Raw genomic sequence first — 22,713 nt, forward strand, 5'->3', positions numbered from 1 at the left:
CGGGTCACATCCCCAGGTCGCGGGCGATGATCATGCGCTGCACCTCGGAGGTGCCCTCACCGATCTCCAGGATCTTGGAGTCCCGCCAGAACCGGGCCACCGGGTACTCGTTCATGAAGCCGTACCCGCCGTGGATCTGGGTCGCCTCCCGGGCGTTGTCCACAGCGATCGTGCTCGCGTGCAGTTTGGCGATCGCCGCCTGCCGCTTGAACGGCTCGCCAGCCAGCATCCGGGCCGCCGCGTCGTAGTAGGCGAGCCGCGCGGTGTACGCCTTCGCCTCCATGTCCGCGATCTTGAACTGGATCGCCTGGTAGTTGCCGATCGGCTGGCCGAATGCGTGCCGCTCCTTCGCGTACTTGACCGACTCGTCGACGCAGCCCTGCGCGAGGCCCACGGCCAGCGCGGCGATGGCGATCCGACCCTCGTCGAGGATGCGCAGGAACTGGGCGAAGCCGCGACCGCGCTCGCCGAGCAGGTTCTCCGCCGGCACCCGGCAGTTGTCGAAGGTCAGCTCGTGGGTGTCCGAGGCGGTCCAGCCGACCTTGGAGTAGCCGGGCGCGACGGTGAAGCCGGGCGTCCCGCTCGGCACGATGATTGAGGACAACTCCTTCGTACCGTCCGGCCGGGTGCCGGTGACGGCGGTGACGGTGACCAGCGCGGTGATGTCGGTGCCGGAGTTGGTGATGAACGCCTTCGAGCCGTTGATGACCCATTCGCCTGTCGCCTCGTCCAGCACCGCCCGGGTCTCGGTGCCACCGGCGTCCGAGCCGAAGCCCGGCTCGGTCAGCCCGAAGCCGGCCAGCGCCTCACCACTGAGCAGTCGCGGCAGCCACCGGGCCTTCTGCTCGTCGGTGCCGAACCGGTAGATCGGCATCGCGCCCAGCGAGACCGCCGCCTCCAGGGTGATCGCCACGCTGGAGTCGACCCGGGCCAGTTCCTCAAGGGCCAGGCAGAGGGCGAAGTAGTCGCCGCCCATGCCGCCGTGCTCCTCGGCGAAGGGCAGGCCGAACAGGCCCATCTTGCCCATCTGGCGGATGATCTCGTACGGGAAGGTGTGCTGCTCGTAGTGCTCGGCGATGACCGGCGCGACCACCTCGCGGGCGAAGTCCCGCACGCTGTCGCGTAGCGCCTCGTGCTCCTCGGTGAGCCGGAAGTCCATCGGGTTCCTCCTGTGTGGACGGCCCGCCGGGCGCTCGTGACGCCGGAGCGGGATCGTGCTGGTGCCGGACGGACGACTCAGACCGGGGTGACGCCGTGCCGTCGTCGGGAGAAGTGCCGCTGCTTGCCGCGGGCGGCGGCGAACCGCCGCACCAGTTCGGTACGCAGCTCGTGCGGCTCGACGATCGCGTCGACCACGAGTTCGCTGGCCAGCCGCACGATGTCGATGTCCCGCTCGTACTCCTCGCGCCGGGCGGCGACGAACGCGGCCCGCTCGGCCTCGTCCTCGATCGCGGCGATCTTGTTGGCGTAGACGGCGTTCACCGCGGCCTCCGCGCCCATCACCGCGATCTTCGCGGTGGGCAGGGCGATCGTGGCGTCCGGCTCGAAGCCCGGCCCGGCCATGGCGTAGAGCCCGGCACCGTACGCCTTGCGCACCACCACGCAGATCTTCGGTACGGTCGCCTCGGAGATCGCGGTGATCATCTTCGCGCCGTGCCGGATGATGCCCTGCTTCTCCACCGCGCTGCCGACCATGAACCCGGGCACGTCGCTCAGGAACAGCAGCGGCACGTTGAACGCGTCGCAGAGCTGCACGAAACGGGTCGCCTTGTCGGCCGAGTCGACGAAGAGCACCCCACCCTTGAACATCGAGTTGTTGCCGATCACGCCGACGACCTCGCCGTTCAGCCGACCGAAGCCGATTGTCAACTCCTTGGCCCAGAGTGCCTGGATCTCGAAGAAGCTCTCCTCGTCGAGCAGGCCCTTGACGTACCGCCGCATGTCGAACGCCTGGCGCTCGCTCGCCGGCACCAGCGCGGCGAGGTCGGCCTTGGCCGGCGCCCCGGTGGCCTCGGCGGTAGGTGGTTGCTGGGTCCAGTTCGCCGGCAGGTACGACAGGTAGCGCTTGACCACGTCGAGCGCCTCGGCCTCGGACTTGCAGAGGAAGTGCCCGACACCCGACTCGGCGCAGTGCACCCGTGCCCCACCCATCGCTTCGAGGGTGGTCTTCTCGCCGGTGACCATCTCGACCATCCGGTCCGATCCCAGATACATGCTGGCGTTGCCGTCGACCATGGCGACCACGTCGCAGAACGCCGGAATGTACGCCCCGCCGGCCGCGCTCGGCCCGAACAGCGCGCAGACCTGCGGGATCGAGCCGGAGGCGCGTACCTGATTCCAGAAGATCTTGCCGGCGCCGCGCCGGCCGGGGAACAGCTCGACCTGGTCGGTGATCCGGGCCCCGGCCGAGTCGACCAGGTAGACCATCGGGACACCTGTGTCGTACGCCCGCTCGATGATCCGGATGATCTTCTCGACGGTGCGGGCACCCCAGCTACCGGCCTTGACCGTGGAGTCGTTTGCCATCAGGCAGACCTGGCGACCGTCGATGGTGGCGGTACCGGTGACCACACCGTCGGCCGGCAGCCCCTCGGCGAGAGCGTTGGCGTAGAGGCCGTCCTCGACGAAGCTGCCCTCGTCGACGAGCAGCGCGACCCGCTCCCGGGCGAACAGTTTGCCCTTTGCCGCATTCGCCGCGTGGTACTTCTCCGCGCCGCCGGCCCGGACCCGCTTGCGCAGCTGCTCCAGCGCCTCACCGTCGAGCGTCACGCCGCCCCCTCGCCGCCTTCCCGCCGCCGTCACTCCGGCACGGGGACCAACCATCCTGAACGATCGTTAGGTTAACGCATCACGGCCCGCACCGGCGACTCCCCGCCCCCGGGCGCTCGACTGGGCACCATCCCGAGGGGCGGATATTGATCGATCCGCGTCAGATGGACCGATATCCTGACCGCCGATCTCCCCGAATGAGGACCAGATGGATGAGTTCGCCTATCGCGACGGTTCACTGCACTGCGAAGGGGTGCCGCTGACCTCGGTGGCCGAGCAGTTCGGCACACCCACGTACGTGTACTCCGCGAGCACCCTGATCGACCACTACCGCCGCTTCGCGAAGGCGTTCGACGCGATCAATCCGTTGATCTGTTTCTCGGCGAAGGCGTTGAGCAACGTGCACCTGCTCCGGCTGCTCGGCCGGGAGGGTGCCGGCGTCGACGCGGTCAGCGGCGGTGAGCTGCACCGGGCGATGCTGGCCGGCATCGACCCGGAGCGCACGGTGCTGGCCGGGGTGGGCAAGTCGGAGACCGAGCTTCGGGAGGCGGTCCGCCGCGACATCCGGTGCGTGAACGTCGAGTCCGAGGCAGAGGTGGAACTGCTCGCCCGGATCGCCCGGCAGGAGGGCAGGCGGCCCCGGCTGGCGATCCGGGTCAACCCGGACGTCGCACCGGACGAGCGCACCCCGGCGCGTACCACCACCGGCACCCGGGGTGGCAAGTTCGGCGTGGACATCGACCGCGCCGCGATGCTCTTCACCCGCGCCGCCGCCGACGAGGCGCTGCGGGTCGAGGGCTTCCACGTGCACCTCGGCAGCCCGATCTTCGACCCGCAGGTGTACGCCACAGCCATCGACCGCCTGCTCGCCCTGGTGGCGTCGCTGGAGCAGGCCGGGCACCGGATCACCACGCTGAACCTCGGCGGCGGCTTCCCCGCCGAGTACCTCGACCACACCGCGCCGAGCTGGGACGACTTCGCCGAGGTCATCATCGCCCGGATGGCCGGCTTCACCAGCCGTGGCGGGCAGGTGATCTTCGAGCCGGGCCGGACGATCGCCGCGAACGCCGGTGTCCTGATCAGCACCGTCCGGTACCTCAAGCAGGCCGGCGAGCGGCAGCTCGCGGTGCTCGACGCGGGCATGACGCACCTGGCCCGGGCGGCGATGTACGACAGCTACCACTTCATCTGGCCACTCCAGCCCCCGGCGGAGGCGACGCCTGTCTCCCGGGACGTGTCGGGCCTGGCCGGGCTGACCGCGTACGACGTGGTGGGCCCGATCTGCGAGTCCAGCGACTACCTGGCCCGAGCCCGGTCGTTGCCCGAGCTGGCGGCCGGCGCGCACCTGGCGATCTTCACCGCCGGGGCCTACGGCATGACGATGACAAGCAACTACAACAGTCAGCAGCGGCCCGCCGAGGTGCTGGTCCACGGCGACCAGGTCAGGCTGATCCGGCGGCGGGAGACCTACGACGACCTGGTGGCCCTGGAGATGCTCGACGACGTCGACGGCCGGTAGCCGGGCCGCGCCCACCCGGCCGGTGTCCGGGTCGGGTGAACAGCGCCTACCGGCCCGGTGTCCGGGTCAGGCGGACAGCGCGGTGAGGCGGGATCGCGGCCCGGCGCGCAGCACCCCGGAGGGGAGGCTGCGGCCGGTCAGCTCCTCGGCCAGCTCAGCCACCTCGATCAGGGCGTCCAGGTCGATCCCGGTGTCGATGCCCATGTCGTGCAGCATGTGCACCGCCTCCTCGGTGGCCAGGTTCCCGCTGGCCCCGGGCGCGTACGGGCAGCCGCCGAGACCGCCGACACTCGCGTCGAACTCGGTCACCCCGAGTTCCAGCGCGGTCAGCAGGTTGGCCAACGCGGTACCCCGGGTGTTGTGGAAGTGCAGCAGCACCGGCACGTCCGCGTTGCGGTCGCGTACCGCGGTGAGCAGGTCACGGACCCGTCGGGGCGTACCCATGCCCGTGGTGTCGCCGAACGCGACGCGGTCCGCGCCGTCGCGGACCACCCGGTCCACGATGGCGGCCACCCGCGCCGGATCGATGTCGCCCTCGTACGGGCAGCCGAAGCTGGTCGCGACGATCACCTCGGCGCGGGCATCGGCACCGTGCAGCAGGTCGATCAACTCGGCGATGTCGTCGAGCGACTCGTCGGTGGACCTGTTGACGTTGCGCCGGTTGTGCGTGTCGCTTGCCGAGACGACCACCTCGATCTCGGTGAAGCCGGCGGCCAGGGCGCGCTGCGCACCGCGCGTGTTCGGCACCAGCGCCGAGTAACGCACCCCGTCGACCCGCTGCGCCCGTTGCCACACCTCGTCGGCGTCGGCCATCTGCGGAATCGCCCTGGGGTGCACGAACGACACCGCCTCGATCCGTCGTACCCCCGTGCGCGAGAGCGCGTCGAGCAGCCGCACCTTGGCTTCGGTGGGGATCGGTGCCTCGTTCTGCAACCCGTCGCGCGGCCCGACCTCACGAATGGACACGAACCCCGCCATCTCCACCACCCACCCAGCTGTGACACCCACCTGTCGCTGACACCCCCAGCATGTCACACCCCACCCCCACCCCACCTCCCCCGGCGATCATGAAGTTGTTGCCGCGACACGCCGGAGCGGACGACAACAACTTCATGATCAACCAGGACAAGGGGGAGGGAGGGGACGGTCAGCGGAGGCGGGAGACGATGCCGGTGTCGTAGTTGCCGGAGAGGAATTCCTGGTTCTCCAGCAGCTCGGCGAAGAAGGGGAGGTTGTGCTTGGGGCCGGACAGGTCGAAGGCGGCTACTGCGGCGCGGGCGCGGGCGATGGCCTCGTTCCGGTCCTGGCCGTGCACGATCAGCTTTGCCATCAGGCTGTCGTAGAACGGGGTGACGGTGTTCCCCTCGACGTAGCCGGAGTCGACGCGTACCCCCTCGCCTGTCGGCTCCACCCAGGTCTTGATCGTCCCGGGGCCGGGCAGGAACCGCTTCGGGTCCTCGGCGTTGACCCGCAGCTCGATGGCGTGGCCGCGCGAGGTCAGCGCGTCCGGGTCGAAGGTCGGCGGCAGGCCGGCGGCCACCCGCAGCTGCTCCTCCACCAGGTCGATGCCGTGCACCAGCTCGGTCACCGGGTGCTCCACCTGGAGCCGGGTGTTCATCTCCAGGAAGAAGAATTCGTCAGCGGCGGAGCCATCCCCCTTGAAGTCCCGCTGACCCGGAACCAGCAGGCACTCGACAGTGCCCGCGTTGCGGTAGTCGACCGCCTCGCCCGCTCGCACCGCCGCGGCCAGCAGACGGGAGCGCAGTTCCGGCGAGACCGCCGGGGAGGGCGACTCCTCCACCAGCTTCTGGTTACGCCGCTGCACCGAGCACTCCCGCTCACCGAGCGCCAGCACCCGACCGTCGGCCAGGCCGAGGATCTGCACCTCGACGTGCCGCACCCGGGGGAAGTAGCGCTCCAGCAGCACCGAGCCGTCGCCGAACATCCGCTCCGCGAAGGCCCGCACCTTGTCGTACTCGGTGCGCAGCGCGGCCTCGTCGACAGCCACGCCCATGCCCATGCCCCCGCCACCGGCGGCGGCCTTCACCATCACCGGATAGCCGATCTCGGCCGCCGCCGCGACCGCCGCCGCCAGGTCGGCCGCCGGCTCGGTGGTCCCGGCCGCCACCGGCACGCCGGCCGCCGCCATCAGGTTCCGCGCATTGATCTTGTCGCCCATCGCGCTTATCGCGTCCGCGCCGGGTCCGACCCAGATCAGGCCGCTGGCCTCGACGGTACGGGCGAAGTCGGCGTTCTCCGACAGGAAGCCGTAACCGGGGTGGATCGCCTGCGCGCCTGTCGACCGGGCGGCGGCGAGGATCGCCTCGGTGTTGCGGTAGCTCTGTGCCGGGTTGGCCGGGCCGACGCAGACGGCCTCGTCGGCCTCGGCGACGAACGGCAGGTCGGCGTCGGCCTCCGAGTGCACCGCGATCGCACGCACCCCGAGCCGCCGGGCGGTACGGATGATCCGGCGGGCGATCTCGCCCCGGTTGGCGACCAGCAGCGACTCGATCATGGTTCCTCCGAGCGTTCCATCTTGTGGGACGCGGGCTAGCCAATCACGTCGTACCGGACCCGAGAAAGACCCCCTGCCGTCGGCTCGGTCTGAGCAGCCGCACCAGCCGGACGCTTGTGGCGACGGTCAGGCGGGCTGGGTGGGGGCGAGCAGCGCGGCAAGCGTGGCGGCCCGCAGCAGCTCGGCGCGACGCCTGTGGTCGACCTCGCCGCCGAGGAACGGGGTGGAGTTCATCAGGCCGAACGCGGCGTGTGCCAGCACCCGTGCCTCACCGTCGGGCAGCCCCGGGTGCAGGGCGGTCAGCACGGTGACCCACTCCTCGACGTAGAGCCGCTGGAGTCGGCGGATGCGCCGCCGGGGCTCCTCCGGCATCCGGTCCAGCTCGTGCAGATGCAGTGCGATGACCGCCGGGTTGGCGAGCGCGAAGTCGACGTGGAAGTCGATGAGCGACTCCAGGGCGGCGCGCGGGTCGCCGGGATGGGCGCCGGAGCGCTGCTGGCCGCCGGCGAGCAGCCCCTCGCTGACCGGCGTCAGCGCGGCGACGAGCATCGCCTCCTTGCCGGCGAAGTGGTGGTAGAGCGCCGGGCCGGTGACACCGGCGGCCGCGCCGATGTCGTCCATCGATACGCCGTGGTAGCCCCGGGAGGCGAACAGACCCACCGCGATCTCAAGAATCTCGTCCTTGCGGGATCGGCGTCGTCCCGCCCCCGTGGCCCTGCCGTCCGCGCCGCGGGCCTGCTGCTCCACCGTCACCGGGCCAGCGTAGACCCGGGTGTCGACAGCGCGGGTCCGTGGTTACCCGTCAGTCCGATTGCCGGGAACTGTGACTCACGTCGGGCGCTGGTTGAGGCCGGAGAGCCGCAGCGCGATCCGGTGCCGTACCGGCGGCAGCACCGAGACCAGGCGCAACAGCACGTCCCGGGCCGGTCGGGCGGCCGGCGGCACGGTGGCCAGGCGGGTCAACCGGTCGGCGAAGCCGGCCACCTCGTGTGCGAGCGGGCGACGTCGCGCCGCGTACTCGTCCAGTCGGGTCTCGGCGGCCCCGGCGAGCACGTCGGCGAGGGTGTCACCGAGGTCGACGGCGTCGCTGATGCCGAGGTTCATGCCCTGCCCGCCGGCCGGGCTGTGCACGTGTCCGGCGTCGCCGGCCAGCAGCACCGGCCCGGAGCGGAACGTCCCGGCGACCCGGCGGTGCAACCGGAACCGCGAGGACCAGAGCACCTCGCGTACCTGGTCCGGCCGGTGCCGTGGGCCACGCTCGTCGAGCAGGCGTTGCAGGTAGGCCGCGTCGGGCTCGGCGGGCGGATCGGTGACGGTGGCGACGAGGCGTACCCGCCCGTCGGGCAGCGGCGCCCAGACCAGCGGCCCACCCCGGGCGAGGAAGATCGACGCGCCGTCGCGGGGCAGGCTGCTGTCGACGCGTACGTCGGCAAGCACGAACGACTCCTCGGAGCCCGCCGGCCCGGTGAACGTGATGCCGGCCAGCTCACGGACGGTGCTGTTGATGCCGTCGGCGCCTGTCACCCACCGGGCCCGCACGGCCGTGCCGTCGAAGTCCGCCACCGCGCCCTCGCCGTCGAGGTGCAGGCCGGTGAGTCGGTACGGGCGCAGCACCCGGACCCCAGCCTCGGCCAGCCGGTCGGTGAGCACCTCCTCGGTCACGGACTGGGAGACCATCAGCGCGTACCGGTGGCGGCTGGGCAGCCCGCCGAACGGCACTGTGACAAGCACCCGGTCCCGGTCGCGGACGCTGAACCGGGCCGACCGCAGCCCTCGGGCCACAAGCGCCTCACCGGCGTCGATCCGATCGAGCACCTCAAGGGTGTACGCGTGCACGACAGCCGCCCGCGAGGTCACCGCCGGTGTCTCCCGCTTGTCGACAACTGTCACCTCGACCCCGCGCCGGGCCAGGGTGAGTGCGGCGGTGAGCCCGGTCGGGCCCGCGCCGACGACCAGGACGTCAGTTCGTTCGGGCAGCATGACGACCTCCTCGGAGGGTATGCCAACAAGTGTTGGCCAACGCTTGTTGGCAACGCTAGGCCGCTCCCGACTGGTAAGTCAACAGCCGTTGGCATACCGTCGGCCACATGACGGAGGGCGTACCCGGACAGGCTCAGCAACCGCTCACGGAGCCGGCGGCCAGCGGCGGACGCCGCGACGCGGATCCGCCGTCGGGCGGCGGGGGCCGCAGCACGAATCCGGGGGGCGGCAGAGGCCGCGAGGCGGCGCTGCTAGCGGCAGGCGGCGGACGCCGCGAGGCGGCGCTGCCAGCGGCAGGCGGTGGACGCCGCAGCTCCGAGGCGACCCGCGCGGCCATCCTGCGGGCCGCCCGCGACCGCTTCGCCGCCGACGGGTACGACCGGGCGACGATCCGGGCCATCGCCGCGGACGCCCGGATCGACCCGTCGATGGTGATGCGGTACTACGGCAGCAAGGAGAATCTGTTCGCCACGGCTGCCGAGTTCGACCTGCGATTGCCCGACCTGAGCGGCGTACCGGCCGATCGCCTCGGCACGGCACTGGTCAGCTACTTCTTCACCCGCTGGGAAGGGGACTCCACCCTGCCCGCGCTGCTGCGCACGGCCAGCACGAACCCGAGCGGGGCGGAGCGGGTCCGCGCCATCTTCGCCACCCAGCTCGGCGTGGCGGTCGGCCGGGTGGTCGCCGACCCCGATGAGGCCCCACGGCGCGCCGGACTTGTCGCCAGCCAACTTCTCGGCGTAGCCCTGACCCGCTACGTCCTGCGCCTACCCCCGGTTGTCGACATCTCCCCCGCCGAGCTGATCGACTGGCTAGCCCCCACCATCCAGCGCTACCTACGCGCCCCAACCCCCCACTGACCCCCTGCCCCCACTGCGTTGATCACGAGGTTAGCGGCGATGTTGATCACCAAACTGCCGCTAACCTCATGATCAACAAGGGTTATCTGGGGTCGGGGCCCTTGACGACGGGGGCGCGGACGAGGTTGCCCCATTCGGTCCAGGAGCCGTCGTAGTTGCGCACCTTCGGGTAGCCGAGCAGGTGCCGCAGCACGAACCAGGTGTGACTGGACCGTTCGCCGATCCGGCAGTAGGCGATCACGTCGTCGTCCGGCGTCAGCCCGAGCTGGTCGGCGTAGATGGCCCGCAGTTCGTCGGCGGACTTGAAGGTGCCGTCATCGTTGGCGGCGGACTTCCACGGCTTGCTCACCGCGCCCGGGATGTGACCACCGCGCAGCGCGCCCTCCTGCGGGTAGTCCGGCATGTGCAGCATCTCGCCGGTGTACTCACCCGGCGACCGCACGTCGACAAGCGGGCGACCGGCGTCGACGTGCGCCGACACCTCCTCGCGGAACGCCCGCACCGGCGCGTCGTCGCGCTGCGGTACCGGATAGTCGGCCCGGGGTCGGGTCGGCTTGTCGCGGGTCAGCTCCCGCCCCTCGGCGATCCACTTCTGCCGGCCGCCGTCGAGCAGCCGGACGTCCTGGTGACCGAAGAGCGTGAAGACCCAGAGGGCGTACGCGGCCCACCAGTTGAAGTTGTCGCCGTAGAAGACGACAGTGTCGTCACGGCCGATGCCCTTGGCGGCACAGAGTTCGGCGAAGCGTTCGGCGTCCAGGTAGTCCCGGGTCACCTGGTCGTTCAGCTCCAGATGCCAGTCGACCTTGACGGCACCGGGAATGTGGCCACTGTCGTAGAGCAGGACGTCCTCGTCGGACTCGACGACCACGAGACCGTCGTCGCCCAGATGCTCGGCCAGCCAGTCGGTGGTGACCAGTCGCTGCGGGTCCGCGTACGACTGAAGTCGGGGATCGGGATCGTTCGGCACAGACATGGTCCCCAAAGTACGCCGGGCTTCGCTCGGCCATCGGATTTCGGGTGCAGCGGATCTGGTCCGCCAGGCGTGACACTCCTGACTGCCGCCGAAACACGAGGACCGCCATGACCGCAGCGCCACCAGGGGCCGACCCACCGCCTGTGGACTTCAGCACGTTCTACCAGGCGCACTTCCAGCGGGTGGCGGTGCAGCTCTACGCGTACCTCGGTGATCACGCCGAGGCGCAGGACCTCACCCAGGAGGCGTTCTGCCGGACACTTGAGCGCTGGGACCGGATCAGCGCGTACGACGATCCGTCGGCGTTCGTCCGCCGGGTGGCCTGGAACCTGGCCACCAGCCGGCTGCGGCGGGTCCGTACCGCCGTGCGTCACCTGGCCCGGCAGCGGGAGGAGCACGTGCCCGGCCCGAACCTGGACCGGGTGATGCTGCTGGAGGCGCTCACCATCCTGCCCGCCGCCCAACGCCGGGCGATCGTCCTGCACCACCTGGCCCAGCTCACCGTCGCGGAGATCGCCGACCAACTCGGCGTACCCGAGGGAACCGTCAAGTCCTGGCTGTCGCGGGCCCGCACGGCCCTGGCCCGTCACCTCACCGAGCGGCAGGAGGCCGGCCGTGCGTGAGATCAACCTGGACCAGTTGTTCGCCGAATTCGAGGCGACCGCCGCACCGACCTTCCGCCCGCCCGGCATCGCGGACCTCCAACGCCGGATGCGCCGCCGCCGGAGTTGGCGGAGCCTGCTGGCTGGGCTGGTTGTGCTGCTACTGACCGGGCCGGGCGTGTACGCCACCGCCGGTCTGGACGCCGACCGTGACCCACCCGACCCGGCCCCGTCACCGACCCCGGACGGCCAGGTGATCGAGCGGAAGGTGAACCCGCTGGGGGTCGCGGGCAGGTTGGCCGGTTTACGTTTCGTCGACGCCCGGCACGGCTGGGCTCTCTTCGACACCTGCAGTCCCGAGGACACCGACCGGACCGGCTGCCGGATCGACCTCGCGCGTACCGCCGACGGGGGTGCCACCTGGCAGCGGACGCCGCTGCCGGACACGGCGAACAACCCCCGATGGGCCGGACCGTACTACCTGCTACCGCTGGACGGCCGAAACCTGACCGTTGGCGCACCCGACGGCTACCTGGTCACCACCGACGGCGGTGCCTCCTTCACCGAGCATCCTCGGGAGTCCCCGCCCGAGGTCACCCGGCTCGCCGTGGCCACCCGCCGCGGGTACCTGCTCCAGTGCCCGGGCAGCGGACCATTGATCAAGATCAACTGTGCCGAGTGGGAGCTGGCTCGGATCGGTGCGGCGGGCGTGCTCACCCAGCCTCCGGTGACTCTGAGCGGCGAGGCCGAGAAGGGACTGATCGACGGCGGTGACGGTCGAATCTGGGTGACCTTCCGAAACGGTGGTCCGCTGACCGTTGCGGTCAGTCACGACGACGCCGCGACATGGGAGAAGTTGCCCGCCGTCTCGGATGCCACCCAGTTGCTGATCTCACCCGACGGCCGCGACGCATGGCTGGTGAGCCTGACCCATGCGGATTTCGACACATCGGCCGCGAAGCGGGTGTGGCGAATGGTCAGTGACCGGTGGCAGGAGCGGACACAGCTGCCGCCCGACACGAACTCGGTGGCCGCGATCAACGGTGGCCTGCTGGCGGTGACCAACATGTGGGGCAACGTGGGCTACTGGACGGGTGATCGCTACCTCGATGCGCCGGAGATCCGCCGTCGCCTCGGCAACGGCGAGCAACCCCCGTCGGTGCAGGTGCTCCCCGACGACACCATCGTCGTCACCACCCCGACCGACACCACCCTCGGCACCGGCCCCACCCACACCCGCACCTGGACCCGCCACCTCCACTGACCCCCCACCCCGTTCCCCCCGTTGATCATGAAGTTATTGCCCGATTTGGAGATCAAATGGGCTATAACTTCATGATCGACAGAAGAGGGTGGGGTGGGGTTAGTCGGTTAGGGGGTGAGGGTGGGGCGTTTGGCGGTGCGGGTGTCGCCGGAGGAGCGGCCGGTGAGGCGGCGCTTGATCCAGGGGGCCAGGTGTCGACCGGCCCAGCGGAGGTCGGCGGTGCGGGCGGACAGCCACGGGGTGGGCTCCGGGTTCGGCGGGACCAGCAGCCACTCCTCGTCGCAGCCGACGCCGAGCGCGGTGAGCACCTGGCCGGCGACGCGGCGGTGTCCGGCCGGGGACAGGTGCAGCCGGTCGGTGCTCCAGAGCAACGGGTTCAGGTACGTGTCGTCGGCGTACAGGTCGACAAGGATGGCGCCGTGCCGCTCGGCGGTCTCGCCGACGGCACGATTGAGCAGGGCGACCCGGGGAGCGATCAGCCGTTGGCCCGGCAGCCGCGCCATCACGTCGGCGAACCGGAACAGCAGCACGTCGGCGCCGCCGCTGCGCAGCCGGCCGACCACCTCGTCGAAGCGGCCGACCAGGCTGTCCGGGTCGAAGCTGCGACGCAGCACGTCGTTGCCGCCCGCCGCGAAGCTGATCAGGTCGGGCTTCATCGCCAGCGCCGCTGGTGCCTGCTCGGCCACCACGCTCGGGAAGGTCCGCCCCCGGATGGCCAGGTTGGCGTACGTGAAGTCCGGCCCGGCCTCGGCGGCGAGCCGGGTGGCCACCAGATCCGCCCAACCCCGGAAGCTGCCGTCCGGGTACGCGTCGTCAAGACCCTCGGTGAAGCTGTCCCCGACCGCGACGTAACTGCGCCAGCGCACGCTCACTCCTCCGACCTGCGAGTAGGGAAGGAACCCCTGCCTACCACCGGAAGTTTTGCATCGGCCACCCGCGTGGCGGTGCCCCGTGCGGGGGAACGTGGCGGACGTCATCGACACTGCACGGGTGATGGTGTCCATCCCCGCCGGGCTGGTGCAGCTCTCCGACCGGCGGACCGAGCGCCGGTGGTCGGTCGAGGTCGAGGCGTACCAACTCGCCGCCTTCCCGGTCACCCAGGCCGAGTACGCGCAGGTCACCGGCGAGCGTCCCAGCGCCTCCCCAGGTGACCGGCGGCCGGTCGAGAGCGTCTCCTGGTGGGACGCGATCCGGTTCTGCAACGCGCACTCGGCGCGGGAAGGGTTGCGGGCGGCGTACCGGGTCGACGGCGAGCACGTCGACTGGGACGTCGCCGCCGACGGCTACCGGCTGCCGACCGAGGCAGAGTGGGAGTACGCCTGCCGGGCCGGCACGACCGGCCCCCGGTACGGGCCGCTTGACGAGATCGCCTGGTACCGCGACAACTCCGGCGGACGCGTCCACGAGGTCGGCGGCCGACAGCCCAACGCCTGGGGCCTGTACGACATGTTGGGCAACGTGTGGGACTGGTGCTGGGACGTCTACGACGCGCAGGTCTACGGCAGCTACCGGGTGCTCCGTGGCGGCGGGTGGTTCGACGAGCATTGGAGTTGTCGCGCGTCGGTACGCCGCCGCAGCCACCCGACCTTCACCGTCGACGACGTGGGTTTCCGGGTGGCGCGCTCCGGCTGAGCGGGGGGACACCGCGACGAGCCCGTCGCGAGTAGTGTCCTGAACCACACGCTCTGTTCACGCCCCGTTCACCTGAAGGATTCTGCTGTGGCCGTTGGTCGTCGCTGGCTGTCGCTGACAGCCGCTGCCGCGCTGGTTCTCGTCGGCGGGATCGCTGCCCCCGCCGGTCCCGCCTCGGCGCTCGACCCGGACCCGAAGTTCACCTTCGATGTACCAGGTACGACGGTTCCGGTGGGAGTCAGCAAGAAGAGGGTCTACCTGAAGGTGACCAACCTGACCGACGAGACGCCGAGCGAAATCCAGTTCCGCGTCCGACCCCTCGAACTGGACTGGTTCGAAAAGGCTACGGTCGACTGGACGGAACGCGCCGGCTCCGGCGAGTGCGACGGTGACAGCGGAAGTTGGTACTGCCGCATCGCGAAGGACATTCGTCCTGAGTTGCTGCCGGCACCCGGCGGGACCTCGGACATTCCCATCGACATCAATGTTCGGGGGACGCCTGAGCCTTTCGAAGGCACGTTCGAGGTCGAGGTCGGCGTGGCCTGGGGCGAGAACGGAAAGCGGATCACCGACAAAAAGACGTTCCCGCTCGCCCTGGTCGACGATGCCGAAGCCGACCTGTCGGTGGTGGCGCCGGACGTGAAGCAGTCGGTGCGCGTCGGTGCCGGCGGCCGGCTGGAAACCACCGGGACGTTGAATCCGGGTGAGACGGGCGCGGTGCGGTACCGGATCGTCAACCACGGCCGGAAGGCGGTGAGCGGCGTCACCGTCACCCTGGGCCTGCCCCAGGGAGTGACGTTCACCCGACCGCCGCAGGAGTGCGCGGTCGGCGACGACGGACGGTCGGCGGTCTGCACCTACGATTCGCTCCCGCTCGTGCCGATCGGCGACGACACCGAGCCGAACGACGACGTCCACTCCGCTGTCGAGTTGTACAACCTGGTGACGGTGCCGGCCGACAGCAAGGCACCTGTCACCCTGACCGGCGGAACTGTCCAGGTTGAGGGTCTGACCGACGGCATCAGCGCCCGCTCCGCCCCGGAGCCCACCGTGCTGCCGGCAAACGCCGCAGCCGTGCCGGCAGCCGACGTCGACGCCAGCGACAACCAGGACGGGTACGCCGTCGTGGTCGCCGCCAAGAAGGACGACGACAACGGTGGCGGGGGTGGCCTGCCGGTCACCGGGTCGCAGGCCGGGCTGATCGCCGGAGCCGGTCTCGCCATGGTCGCGGCGGGCGTCATGCTGCTGCTCGCCCGACGTCGCCGCTCGGTCGCGTTCGTCTCCGGCGACGACACCACCGCTCCCTGATCCTTCCGCCGGCCGGCCCCGCGCAGGACCGGTCGGCGCAGGACCGGTCGGCGCAGGACCGGTCGGCGCAGGACCGGTCGGCACCGTGCCCGCCGACCTCGATCCGGCAAGCACCGGACCCGCCGGCCCTGGTCCAGCAGCGCGGGGGCCGACTCCGGGCCGGGTCAGGTGGTACGGCAGCGGCCGGTGCAGGCGGGCGGCAGGGCGACAGCCGGGCGACGGTACGGGCCCCAGGCCACGAACCGCTGGAACAGCTCGCGTGGGGTGGGGCCGCCCTCCGGGTCGAGCCGGAACAGGTCGTGGGTCGCCTCGTAGTAGAGCCCGGACAGGTAGACCGCCAGGTCCAGCCAGCGGTTGTCGTACTCGACGCGAAGCAGCAGCCGGGCCTCGGCGCACGGCCAGGACAGCCCGCAGGCGCGGCACAACCAGAGCGGGCGTAACGGCAGATGCTGCGGGCCGTCCAGCGGGTGCCGCCGGGGTCGCTCGGCCGCTGGGCCGCGACGCGGCACGGGCATTCGGTTCGGGTCGGGCATCTCCACCTCCTGGGGCAAACGGGAAGGGGCCGCCCCGGCACGGGGGAGAGCGGGGGCGGCCCCGGTGCAGCCCCACCCCGTCCCCGATGGATGGGAGCAGGACCGCCAGGTGACAGTGTGGTGACCAGGTGACTACTGTCGGAAGGCATCGACACCGGCCGTGGCAGGGCTGACCCCGGCCGGGAAGTCCGCCCGAGCAGCCGACCGATCGTGGAGGCACTGTGGAATCCGAGCCGACCGCCGAACTGATCCGGGCGCAGTTGCGTCGGCTGCGGCTGGCCGCCGACCTGACCCAGGAGGATTTCGGCAAGCAGGTGCACTTCTCCGGCTCACAGATCTCCGCGATCGAGCTGGGGCAGCGCCCGTTCGACAGGCTCTTCCTCAAGCGGGCCGACGAGGTGCTCAACAGCGACGGCCTGCTGCTGGGCCTGCTGCGCATCGCCGAACTGCACGGCCAACCACACTTCCTGCGGCCCTGGCTGGACGCCGAGCGCGTCGCCCAGCAGTTGCGCTGCTACCACCCGACACTGGTCCCCGGTCTGCTCCAGACCGAGCACTACGCCCGTGCGGTGATCCGCGCCGACGACTTGCTCAGCGACGACGAGGTGGAGCGACGGCTGGCGGTGCGGATGGACCGGCAGTCGATCCTGACCCGGCCGGACCCGCCGATTCTGATCGCGGTGATCGAGGAGGCGGCGCTGCGCCCGGTCGACGAAAGCTTCCGGGGCATCATGGCCCAGCAGATCGGTCACCTGCTCGACTGCGTGAAGCGCGGTGGCGTGCTGATCCACATCATCTCAGCCGAGGTCAGCGTGCACGTCGGCCATGCCGGCCCACTCACTCTGGCCCGTGGCGCCGAGGGCGAGTGGCTGGGGCACCTGGAGAACCAGGTCGGTGGCGCGACCATCGACAAGGCTGACGAAATCGCTACGCTGCTGGCGAGGTGGGAGGGAATCCGCAGCGTCGCTCTCCCCAAGGGACAGTCGGAGCTGCTGATGAAGGAAGTGATGGAGTCGTGGTCCACGATCTGACCAGCGCGACCTGGCGGAAGTCCACCCGCAGCGCCAGTGGCGAGTGCGTCGAGGTGGCCGACAACCTGCCCGGCGTGGTCGGCGTACGCGACAGCAAGGACGCCACCGGCCCGGTGCTCACCTTCGCCCCCACCGCCTGGCGTCGCTTCGTCGCCCACACCAAGCTCCACTGACCCACTGACCCACTGACCCACTGACCCACTGACCCACTGACTCGCCCACCCGCTGGTTCGCTGAACCGCTGACCCACTGGTCAGCGGGAGGCGACGGCGAGCACCGCGTCGGCGAAAGCCTGCGGTGCCTCCTGCGGCAGGTTGTGCCCCACCCCGCCGCTCACCGTGCGGTGTTCGTACGGGCCGATGAACTGCTTGGCGTACACCTCGGGTGGCAGGTGGGGTGCGCCGTTGGCGTCCCCTTCCAGGCTGATCGTCGGCACGCTGATCGGCGGCTTGCCGGCCAGCCGCTCCTCCAGGTCCGCGTACTGCGGCTCCCCGTCGGCGAGGCCCAGCCGCCACCGGTAGTTGTGGATGACGACGTCGACGTGATCAGGGTTGTCTAACGCCGCCGCGCTGCGGTCGAACGTCGCGTCGTCGAAGTCCCACTTCGGCGAGGCCGTCTGCCAGATCAGTCTGGCGAAGTCGCGGGTGTTCCGCGCGTAGCCCTCGCGACCGCGTTCGGTGGCGAAGTAGTACTGGTACCACCAGGCGTGCTCGGCCACCGGGGGCAGCGGCACCCGGCCCGACGCCTGGCCGTCGATCAGGTAGCCGCTCACCGCGACCAGACCCCGGCACCGCTCGGGCCAGAGCGCGGCGACGATGCCGGCGCTGCGGGCACCCCAGTCGAAACCGGCAAACGTCGCCCGCTCGATCTCCAGCGAGTCGAGGAACGCGACGGTGTCGACAGCGAGTGCGGCCGGCTCGGCGTTGCGCACCGCGTCAGCGGACCGGAACCTGGTGCTGCCGTGGCCGCGCGCGTACGGCAGGAGCACCCGGTGGCCGGCGCTGGTCAGCAGCGGCACGACCTCGGCGAAGCTGTGGATGTCGTACGGCCAGCCGTGCAGCAGCACCACCACCGGACCGTCCGGCGGACCGGCGTCGACATAGCCGACATCGAGTACGCCAACCTCAACCTTCCGCACATCAGTGAACAACGCCCCCACCCCAGCCCCAGCCCCACCCAACGACCCCCACCCGTCCGTCACCGAACCTAGGACGTCGCGACGGTCACCGAGACCGCTTCCGCAGATCTTGGTGCGGGGACGCCCCTGGAAGGGCGCTGCCGGACCAAGATCCTCCTCAGGGACGCTGGCGGGCGAGGGCCCAGGCGATCACGCCTGAGACGACGCCGACGATGACGCCGGTGAAGAGGCTGCTGATCGCGGCGAAGATCCGCACGATGACGGCCTGCGTTCCCGGCGCGAGGTCGGTCAGGTTGCCGCCGAGGGTGGGCTGCTCGTCGAAGGCCACGTGCCAGAGCAGCTGATGGGTCAGGGCCAGCAGGACGCCGTACAGCAGACCGACGACGAGGAGGGTCAAGAACGGGTTGGGCACCCGCTTCGCCAGCGCCACGGCGATCCACACGATCGGCGGTACGACCACCAGCAGCAGGTTCACGAAGGTGCGCTCGTGCACCAGACCCAAGTCGTGCAGCACCACCCGGGGCAGGCCGAGCAGTGCCAACCCGAGCAGGGTGAGCAACGGAAGCCCGAGAGCCGGGCGAGGTGACGTGTTCATGCCGGCAACGCTAGGAACGATCGGCGGCCACGCCATCCGCTCACGGGCCCGCTCGAAGTACGTCGGCAGGCGACAGCCGGTGTCGCCTTCCGACGACTCCGGCCGGCCCGACCTCGCCGTACGCTGAAAACCGTGGCCGGCCAGTCGACGCAGCGGAGGGTACGTCCCTGGGTCACCGACGTGCTCCTCGGCGTGGGCGTCGCGGTCACCGTGTCGATCGTCATCACGGCGAACGAGGGTGGCCGGCACGGGCCGGACCGGGTCGCGTACCTGTGGGCGGTCGGTCTGGGCGCGTTGATGCTGGTCCGACGGCGCTACCCGGTGCTGGTACTGGCCGTCAGCGTGCTCGGCCTGTTCGCCTACTACGCCGCCGGCTATCCGGCCATCGGCCTGGCCGTGCCGGTGGCCGCCGCCCTGTTCTCCGCGGCCGAACACGGCCGGATCACCGCCTCGATCGTCGCCGCCGTGCTGGTGATCGTGGTCTCGGTGGTCTTCCGGCTCGCCGAGGGGCAGGATTTCTCCTTCGTCGTCGGCTACGAGCTGGCCGGGCACGTCCTGCTGATGGGTGCGGCGATCGCCCTCGGCGACAGCCTGCGGTCCCGGCGGGCCGCGCAGGCGGACGCCCGACGGATCGCCGAGCTGACCGAGGCCCGGTACCGGCAGGAGGCGCAGGCCCGCCTGCGGGACGAGCGGATGGCCATCGCCCGCGACCTGCACGACTCCCTCGGCCACACCACCTCGGTGATCGCACTGCACGCCGACGTCGCCCGGGAGGCGCTGGGCCGTGACGAGATCGCCGCCCGATCGGCGCTGGAGCTGATCCGGTCCACCGCCCACCGCAGCATGGACGACCTACGGCGGACCGTGGCCCTGCTGCGGTCACCGGGCGACCCGCCACGCACCGTCGTCTCGCTGGCCAACCTCGACGCGGTCACCCGGGCCGCCTCCGCCGCCGGATTCGACGTCGACGTGCGGGTGGCCGTCGACGCGCCCCTGCCGGCACCTGTGGAGGCGGCGGCGTTCCGGATCGTGCAGGAGGCGGTCACGAACGTGGTCCGCCACTCCGCCGGCAGCCGCGTCGAGATCCGCGCCGAGCAGCACGCCGGTCAGCTCACCGTCACCGTCACCGACACCGGCTCCGACCCGACCCCCGGCCCAGAGCCGACCCCCGACCCAGAGCCGACACACAGCGCACAACCCACACGCAGGCCAGAGCCGACACGCAGCGCAGAGCTGGCCGCGCCGCCGGCCTACCGCGATGCCGCGAACGACGTGGTCGAGCCGTCACCGGTGGCCCGGTCCGGGCACGGCATCGCCGGCATGCGGGAACGGGCCGAGAGCCTCGGTGGCACCCTCACCGCCGGGCACCGGCGGACAGGTTTCGTGGTACGCGCGGTACTACCCCTGGAGGAGCCGGCATGACAAGCGTGCTGGTGGTCGACGACCAGGATCTCGTCCGAGCCGGGATACGCACCCTGCTGGCGGCCGACCCGCAGCTCACAGTGGTCGGTGAGGCCGCCGACGGCCGCTCCGGTCTACGCCTGGCCCGCCAGTTGCGGCCGGACGTCGTACTCATGGACATCCGGATGCCGGTGATGGACGGCCTGGCCGCCACCGCGGCGATCCGCGCCGACGACGCCCTGGTGGCCACCCGGGTGCTGATCCTCACCACCTTCGACGACGACGCGGACATCATCGAGGCGGTCAGCCTCGGCGCCGCCGGCTACCTGCTCAAGGACACCCCCTCCGAGGACCTGCGGCGGGCTGTGCACACGGCCGCAGCCGGCGGAAACCTGCTCTCGCCCACCGTCGCCCGCCGGGTCATGGAACGGCTCGCCGCCGCGCCGAAGCAGCCGCCGCCCGATCCCCGGCTCTCGGTGCTCACCGACCGGGAACGTGCCGTGCTGACCCGGGTCGGACTGGGCGAGACGAACGACGAGATCGGCCGAGCGCTCTTCATCAGCCCGGCCACCGCCCGCACGTACGTCAGCCGCCTCCTCACCAAACTGGACGCCCGCGACCGCACCGCCCTCGCCGTCATAGCCCACCGCGCCGGCCTCACCACCCCCCACCCGTAACCCCCACCACCCCGTCCCGCCCCCACGCCAGGCCCCACCTTCCCGCGTTGATCAAGAAGTTTTGGTCGTGGATCGGCCGTTCCCCGACCGAAACTTCTTGATCAACCCGCCATGGGTGGGGTTGGAAAGGGGTCGTTGGGGTGGGGGGTGGGGTTTTAGGGTGCGGGGGTGATGCTGCGGATGTCGACGTCGTTGATCCGGACCCTGCGGGAGGATCCGGCGGACGCGGAGGTGCCGAGTCATCGGCTGTTGCTGCGGGCCGGGTACATCCGGCGGGCTGCGCCGGGCGGCTACACCTGGCTGCCGCTGGGCAGGCTGGTGCTGGACCGGGTCACCGAGATCGTGCGGGCCGGGATGACCGCGATCGGGGACCAGGAGGTGCACTTTCCGGCGCTGCTGCCCGCCGAGCCGTACCGCACCAGCGGGCGGTGGACGGAGTACGGCGACGACATCTTCACCCTGGCCGACCGGCGCGGTGCCGAGCACCTGCTGGCACCGACCCACGAGGAGTTGGCCGCGCTGCTGGTCAAGGATCTGTTCACCTCGTACCGGGACTTCCCGGTGACGCTGTTCCAGATCCAGACCAAGTTCCGCGACGAGGCCCGCCCGCGCGCCGGTCTGCTCCGGGGGCGCGAGTTCCTGATGAAGGACGCGTACTCCTTCGACCTGGACGACGAGGGTCTGCGGGCCGCGTACGCCCGGCACCGCGCGGCGTACCAGGAGATCTTCGATCGTCTCGGCCTGGACTACACGGTGGTGCACGCGATGTCGGGCGCGATGGGCGGCTCCGCGTCGGAGGAGTTCCTGGCCACCACGCCGGTCGGCGAGGACACCTACGTCGGCTGCACCGACTGCGACTACGCGGCCAACACCGAGGCGGTGACCACGCCCGCCCCGGCGGCCGGCGACCCGCAGGCGCAGCCGGTCGCCGAGGTGCACGACACCCCCGAGACGCCGACGATCGCCAGCCTGGTCACGCTGGCCAACGACCGCCGGCTGGCCGGCCGGGACGACTGGTCGGCGGCCGACACGCTCAAGAACGTCGTGCTGACGGTACGCCGGCCGGGCGGCGAAGGGCCCGAACTGCTTGTGGTCGGGGTGCCCGGCGACCGGGAGGTCGACCTGAAGCGGCTGGCCGCCGCGCTGGCACCGGCCACCGTGGACGTCTTCGACGCCTGGGACGAGCATCCCGAGCTGGTCCGGGGCTACCTGGGGCCGCAGGTCTTCGACAAGCTCGGCGTCCGCTACCTGGTCGACCCCCGCGTCGTGCCGGGTACCGCCTGGCTGACCGGCGCGAACGAGGCTGGCCGGCACGCCACGAACGTGGTGTGTGGCCGGGACTTCACCCCGGACGGCACTGTCGAGGCCGCCGAGGTGCGTCCCGGTGATCCCTGTCCGGCCTGTGCCGCCGGCCGGTTGACGATGCGCCGGGGCATCGAGATCGGGCACATCTTCCAGCTCGGTCGCCGTTACACCGACGCCTTCGCCGTGGACGTTCTCGGTCCGCAGGGCAAGCCGGTCCGGCCAACCATGGGCTGTTACGGGATCGGGGTGTCCCGGGCGGTGGCGGCGATCGCCGAGCAGCACCACGACGAGCGGGGACTGGTGTGGCCGGCGTCTGTCGCACCGTGTGACGTACACCTGGTGGCCGCCGGTAAGGGCCCGCAGCTCGACGCGGCACTCGACCTCGGCGCCCGGCTCGCCGACGCGGGCCTGCGGGTGCTCGTCGACGACCGGACCACCGTCTCCGCCGGGGTGAAGTTCACCGACGCCGAGCTGATCGGCATCCCGCGCACCGTCGTGGTCGGACGCCGCCTGACCGACGGGTACGTCGAGCTGCGTGACCGGGCGACCGGGGAGCGCACCGAGCTGCCGGTGGCGGACCTGGTGGAGAAACTGTCGAGCGGGTAGGGCGG

Annotated in this window: 22 protein-coding genes; 11 read left to right on the forward strand and 11 right to left on the reverse strand. The window is 71.0% G+C overall.

All coding sequences use genetic code 11. The features are described from left to right. Nucleotides 1-4 precede the first annotated feature (4 nt). A complete protein-coding gene (locus CLT74_RS21585) occupies nt 5-1,159 on the reverse strand; it encodes an acyl-CoA dehydrogenase family protein (protein WP_099848332.1) in 1,155 nt (384 codons plus the stop codon). 77 nt (nt 1,160-1,236) lie between these two features. Continuing rightward, nucleotides 1,237-2,769, reverse strand: a complete 1,533-nt coding sequence (locus tag CLT74_RS21590; protein ID WP_099848334.1) for an acyl-CoA carboxylase subunit beta — start codon at nt 2,767-2,769, stop codon at nt 1,237-1,239. A gap of 208 nt (nt 2,770-2,977) precedes the next feature. On the opposite strand from CLT74_RS21590, the gene lysA reads away from it, so the two are divergent. Then, a complete protein-coding gene (lysA, locus tag CLT74_RS21595) occupies nt 2,978-4,288 on the forward strand; it encodes a diaminopimelate decarboxylase (protein WP_099848335.1) in 1,311 nt (436 codons plus the stop codon). Nucleotides 4,289-4,354: 66 nt separating this feature from the next. Here the strand turns inward: lysA and CLT74_RS21600 are convergent, their stop codons facing one another. From CLT74_RS21600 to CLT74_RS21615, 4 genes are all read right to left on the reverse strand, one after another. After that, complete coding sequence (locus CLT74_RS21600) at nt 4,355-5,266, reverse strand: hydroxymethylglutaryl-CoA lyase (RefSeq protein WP_099852544.1); 912 nt, start codon at nt 5,264-5,266, stop codon at nt 4,355-4,357. 169 nt (nt 5,267-5,435) lie between these two features. Beyond that, a complete protein-coding gene (locus tag CLT74_RS21605) occupies nt 5,436-6,803 on the reverse strand; it encodes an ATP-binding protein (protein ID WP_099848337.1) in 1,368 nt (455 codons plus the stop codon). A 126-nt stretch (nt 6,804-6,929) separates the two neighbouring features. Beyond that, nucleotides 6,930-7,556: a TetR/AcrR family transcriptional regulator gene (locus CLT74_RS21610; protein WP_099848339.1), complete on the reverse strand. Its 627-nt coding sequence runs from the start codon at nt 7,554-7,556 to the stop codon at nt 6,930-6,932. A gap of 75 nt (nt 7,557-7,631) precedes the next feature. Next, nucleotides 7,632-8,783 carry an FAD-dependent oxidoreductase gene (locus tag CLT74_RS21615; protein WP_099848341.1) on the reverse strand — a complete coding sequence of 384 codons (1,152 nt, stop codon included), beginning with the start codon at nt 8,781-8,783 and terminating at the stop codon, nt 7,632-7,634. A 107-nt stretch (nt 8,784-8,890) separates the two neighbouring features. Here CLT74_RS21615 and CLT74_RS21620 point away from each other — a divergent pair, with 107 nt between their 5' ends. Then, nucleotides 8,891-9,643 carry a TetR/AcrR family transcriptional regulator gene (locus CLT74_RS21620; protein ID WP_099848343.1) on the forward strand — a complete coding sequence of 251 codons (753 nt, stop codon included), beginning with the start codon at nt 8,891-8,893 and terminating at the stop codon, nt 9,641-9,643. A gap of 82 nt (nt 9,644-9,725) precedes the next feature. Here CLT74_RS21620 and CLT74_RS21625 read toward each other — a convergent pair whose 3' ends face one another. Next, a complete protein-coding gene (locus tag CLT74_RS21625) occupies nt 9,726-10,616 on the reverse strand; it encodes a sulfurtransferase (protein WP_099848345.1) in 891 nt (296 codons plus the stop codon). Between the two features lie 107 nt (nt 10,617-10,723). Between CLT74_RS21625 and CLT74_RS21630 the strand changes: the two genes are divergently transcribed. Both CLT74_RS21630 and CLT74_RS21635 read left to right on the forward strand, forming a co-directional pair. Beyond that, nucleotides 10,724-11,239 carry a SigE family RNA polymerase sigma factor gene (locus CLT74_RS21630; protein WP_099848347.1) on the forward strand — a complete coding sequence of 172 codons (516 nt, stop codon included), beginning with the start codon at nt 10,724-10,726 and terminating at the stop codon, nt 11,237-11,239. Beyond that, complete coding sequence (locus CLT74_RS21635; protein WP_099848349.1) at nt 11,232-12,482, forward strand: hypothetical protein; 1,251 nt, start codon at nt 11,232-11,234, stop codon at nt 12,480-12,482. The genes CLT74_RS21630 and CLT74_RS21635 overlap by 8 nt, the downstream gene beginning before the upstream one ends. Nucleotides 12,483-12,589: 107 nt before the next feature. Here CLT74_RS21635 and CLT74_RS21640 read toward each other — a convergent pair whose 3' ends face one another. Next, entirely contained in the window at nt 12,590-13,348 is a 759-nt protein-coding gene (locus CLT74_RS21640) for an SGNH/GDSL hydrolase family protein (RefSeq protein ID WP_099852546.1), read from the reverse strand. A 127-nt stretch (nt 13,349-13,475) separates the two neighbouring features. On the opposite strand from CLT74_RS21640, the gene CLT74_RS21645 reads away from it, so the two are divergent. Beyond that, nucleotides 13,476-14,114 (forward strand): SUMF1/EgtB/PvdO family nonheme iron enzyme, encoded by a 639-nt coding sequence (locus tag CLT74_RS21645; RefSeq protein WP_099852548.1) that lies wholly within the window; start codon nt 13,476-13,478, stop codon nt 14,112-14,114. An 87-nt stretch (nt 14,115-14,201) separates the two neighbouring features. Further along, entirely contained in the window at nt 14,202-15,422 is a 1,221-nt protein-coding gene (locus CLT74_RS21650) for an LPXTG cell wall anchor domain-containing protein (RefSeq protein WP_099848351.1), read from the forward strand. Nucleotides 15,423-15,586: 164 nt separating this feature from the next. Here the strand turns inward: CLT74_RS21650 and CLT74_RS21655 are convergent, their stop codons facing one another. Then, complete coding sequence (locus CLT74_RS21655; RefSeq protein ID WP_099852550.1) at nt 15,587-15,955, reverse strand: hypothetical protein; 369 nt, start codon at nt 15,953-15,955, stop codon at nt 15,587-15,589. 221 nt (nt 15,956-16,176) lie between these two features. Here CLT74_RS21655 and CLT74_RS21660 point away from each other — a divergent pair, with 221 nt between their 5' ends. Beyond that, nucleotides 16,177-16,986 carry a Scr1 family TA system antitoxin-like transcriptional regulator gene (locus CLT74_RS21660; RefSeq protein WP_099848353.1) on the forward strand — a complete coding sequence of 270 codons (810 nt, stop codon included), beginning with the start codon at nt 16,177-16,179 and terminating at the stop codon, nt 16,984-16,986. Next, nucleotides 16,971-17,159, forward strand: a complete 189-nt coding sequence (locus CLT74_RS21665) for a DUF397 domain-containing protein (RefSeq protein ID WP_099848355.1) — start codon at nt 16,971-16,973, stop codon at nt 17,157-17,159. The genes CLT74_RS21660 and CLT74_RS21665 overlap by 16 nt, the downstream gene beginning before the upstream one ends. An 80-nt stretch (nt 17,160-17,239) precedes the next feature. Here the strand turns inward: CLT74_RS21665 and CLT74_RS21670 are convergent, their stop codons facing one another. Together CLT74_RS21670 and CLT74_RS21675 are read right to left on the reverse strand one after the other, a co-directional pair. Beyond that, a complete protein-coding gene (locus CLT74_RS21670; RefSeq protein WP_486582471.1) occupies nt 17,240-18,136 on the reverse strand; it encodes an alpha/beta fold hydrolase in 897 nt (298 codons plus the stop codon). Between the two features lie 145 nt (nt 18,137-18,281). Beyond that, complete coding sequence (locus tag CLT74_RS21675) at nt 18,282-18,719, reverse strand: hypothetical protein (RefSeq protein WP_099848359.1); 438 nt, start codon at nt 18,717-18,719, stop codon at nt 18,282-18,284. Nucleotides 18,720-18,851: 132 nt separating this feature from the next. Here CLT74_RS21675 and CLT74_RS21680 point away from each other — a divergent pair, with 132 nt between their 5' ends. The 3 genes from CLT74_RS21680 to CLT74_RS21690 all read left to right on the forward strand — a co-directional run bounded on the left by CLT74_RS21680 (nt 18,852) and on the right by CLT74_RS21690 (nt 22,708). Continuing rightward, nucleotides 18,852-20,141, forward strand: a complete 1,290-nt coding sequence (locus tag CLT74_RS21680) for a histidine kinase (RefSeq protein ID WP_099848361.1) — start codon at nt 18,852-18,854, stop codon at nt 20,139-20,141. Then, nucleotides 20,138-20,797, forward strand: a complete 660-nt coding sequence (locus CLT74_RS21685; protein WP_099848363.1) for a response regulator transcription factor — start codon at nt 20,138-20,140, stop codon at nt 20,795-20,797. Before CLT74_RS21680 ends, CLT74_RS21685 begins: the two co-directional genes overlap by 4 nt. A 168-nt stretch (nt 20,798-20,965) precedes the next feature. Continuing rightward, entirely contained in the window at nt 20,966-22,708 is a 1,743-nt protein-coding gene (locus CLT74_RS21690) for a proline--tRNA ligase (RefSeq protein WP_099848365.1), read from the forward strand. The last annotated feature ends 5 nt before the right edge of the window (nt 22,709-22,713 follow it).

The organism is Verrucosispora sp. CNZ293 (genome assembly GCF_002754655.1).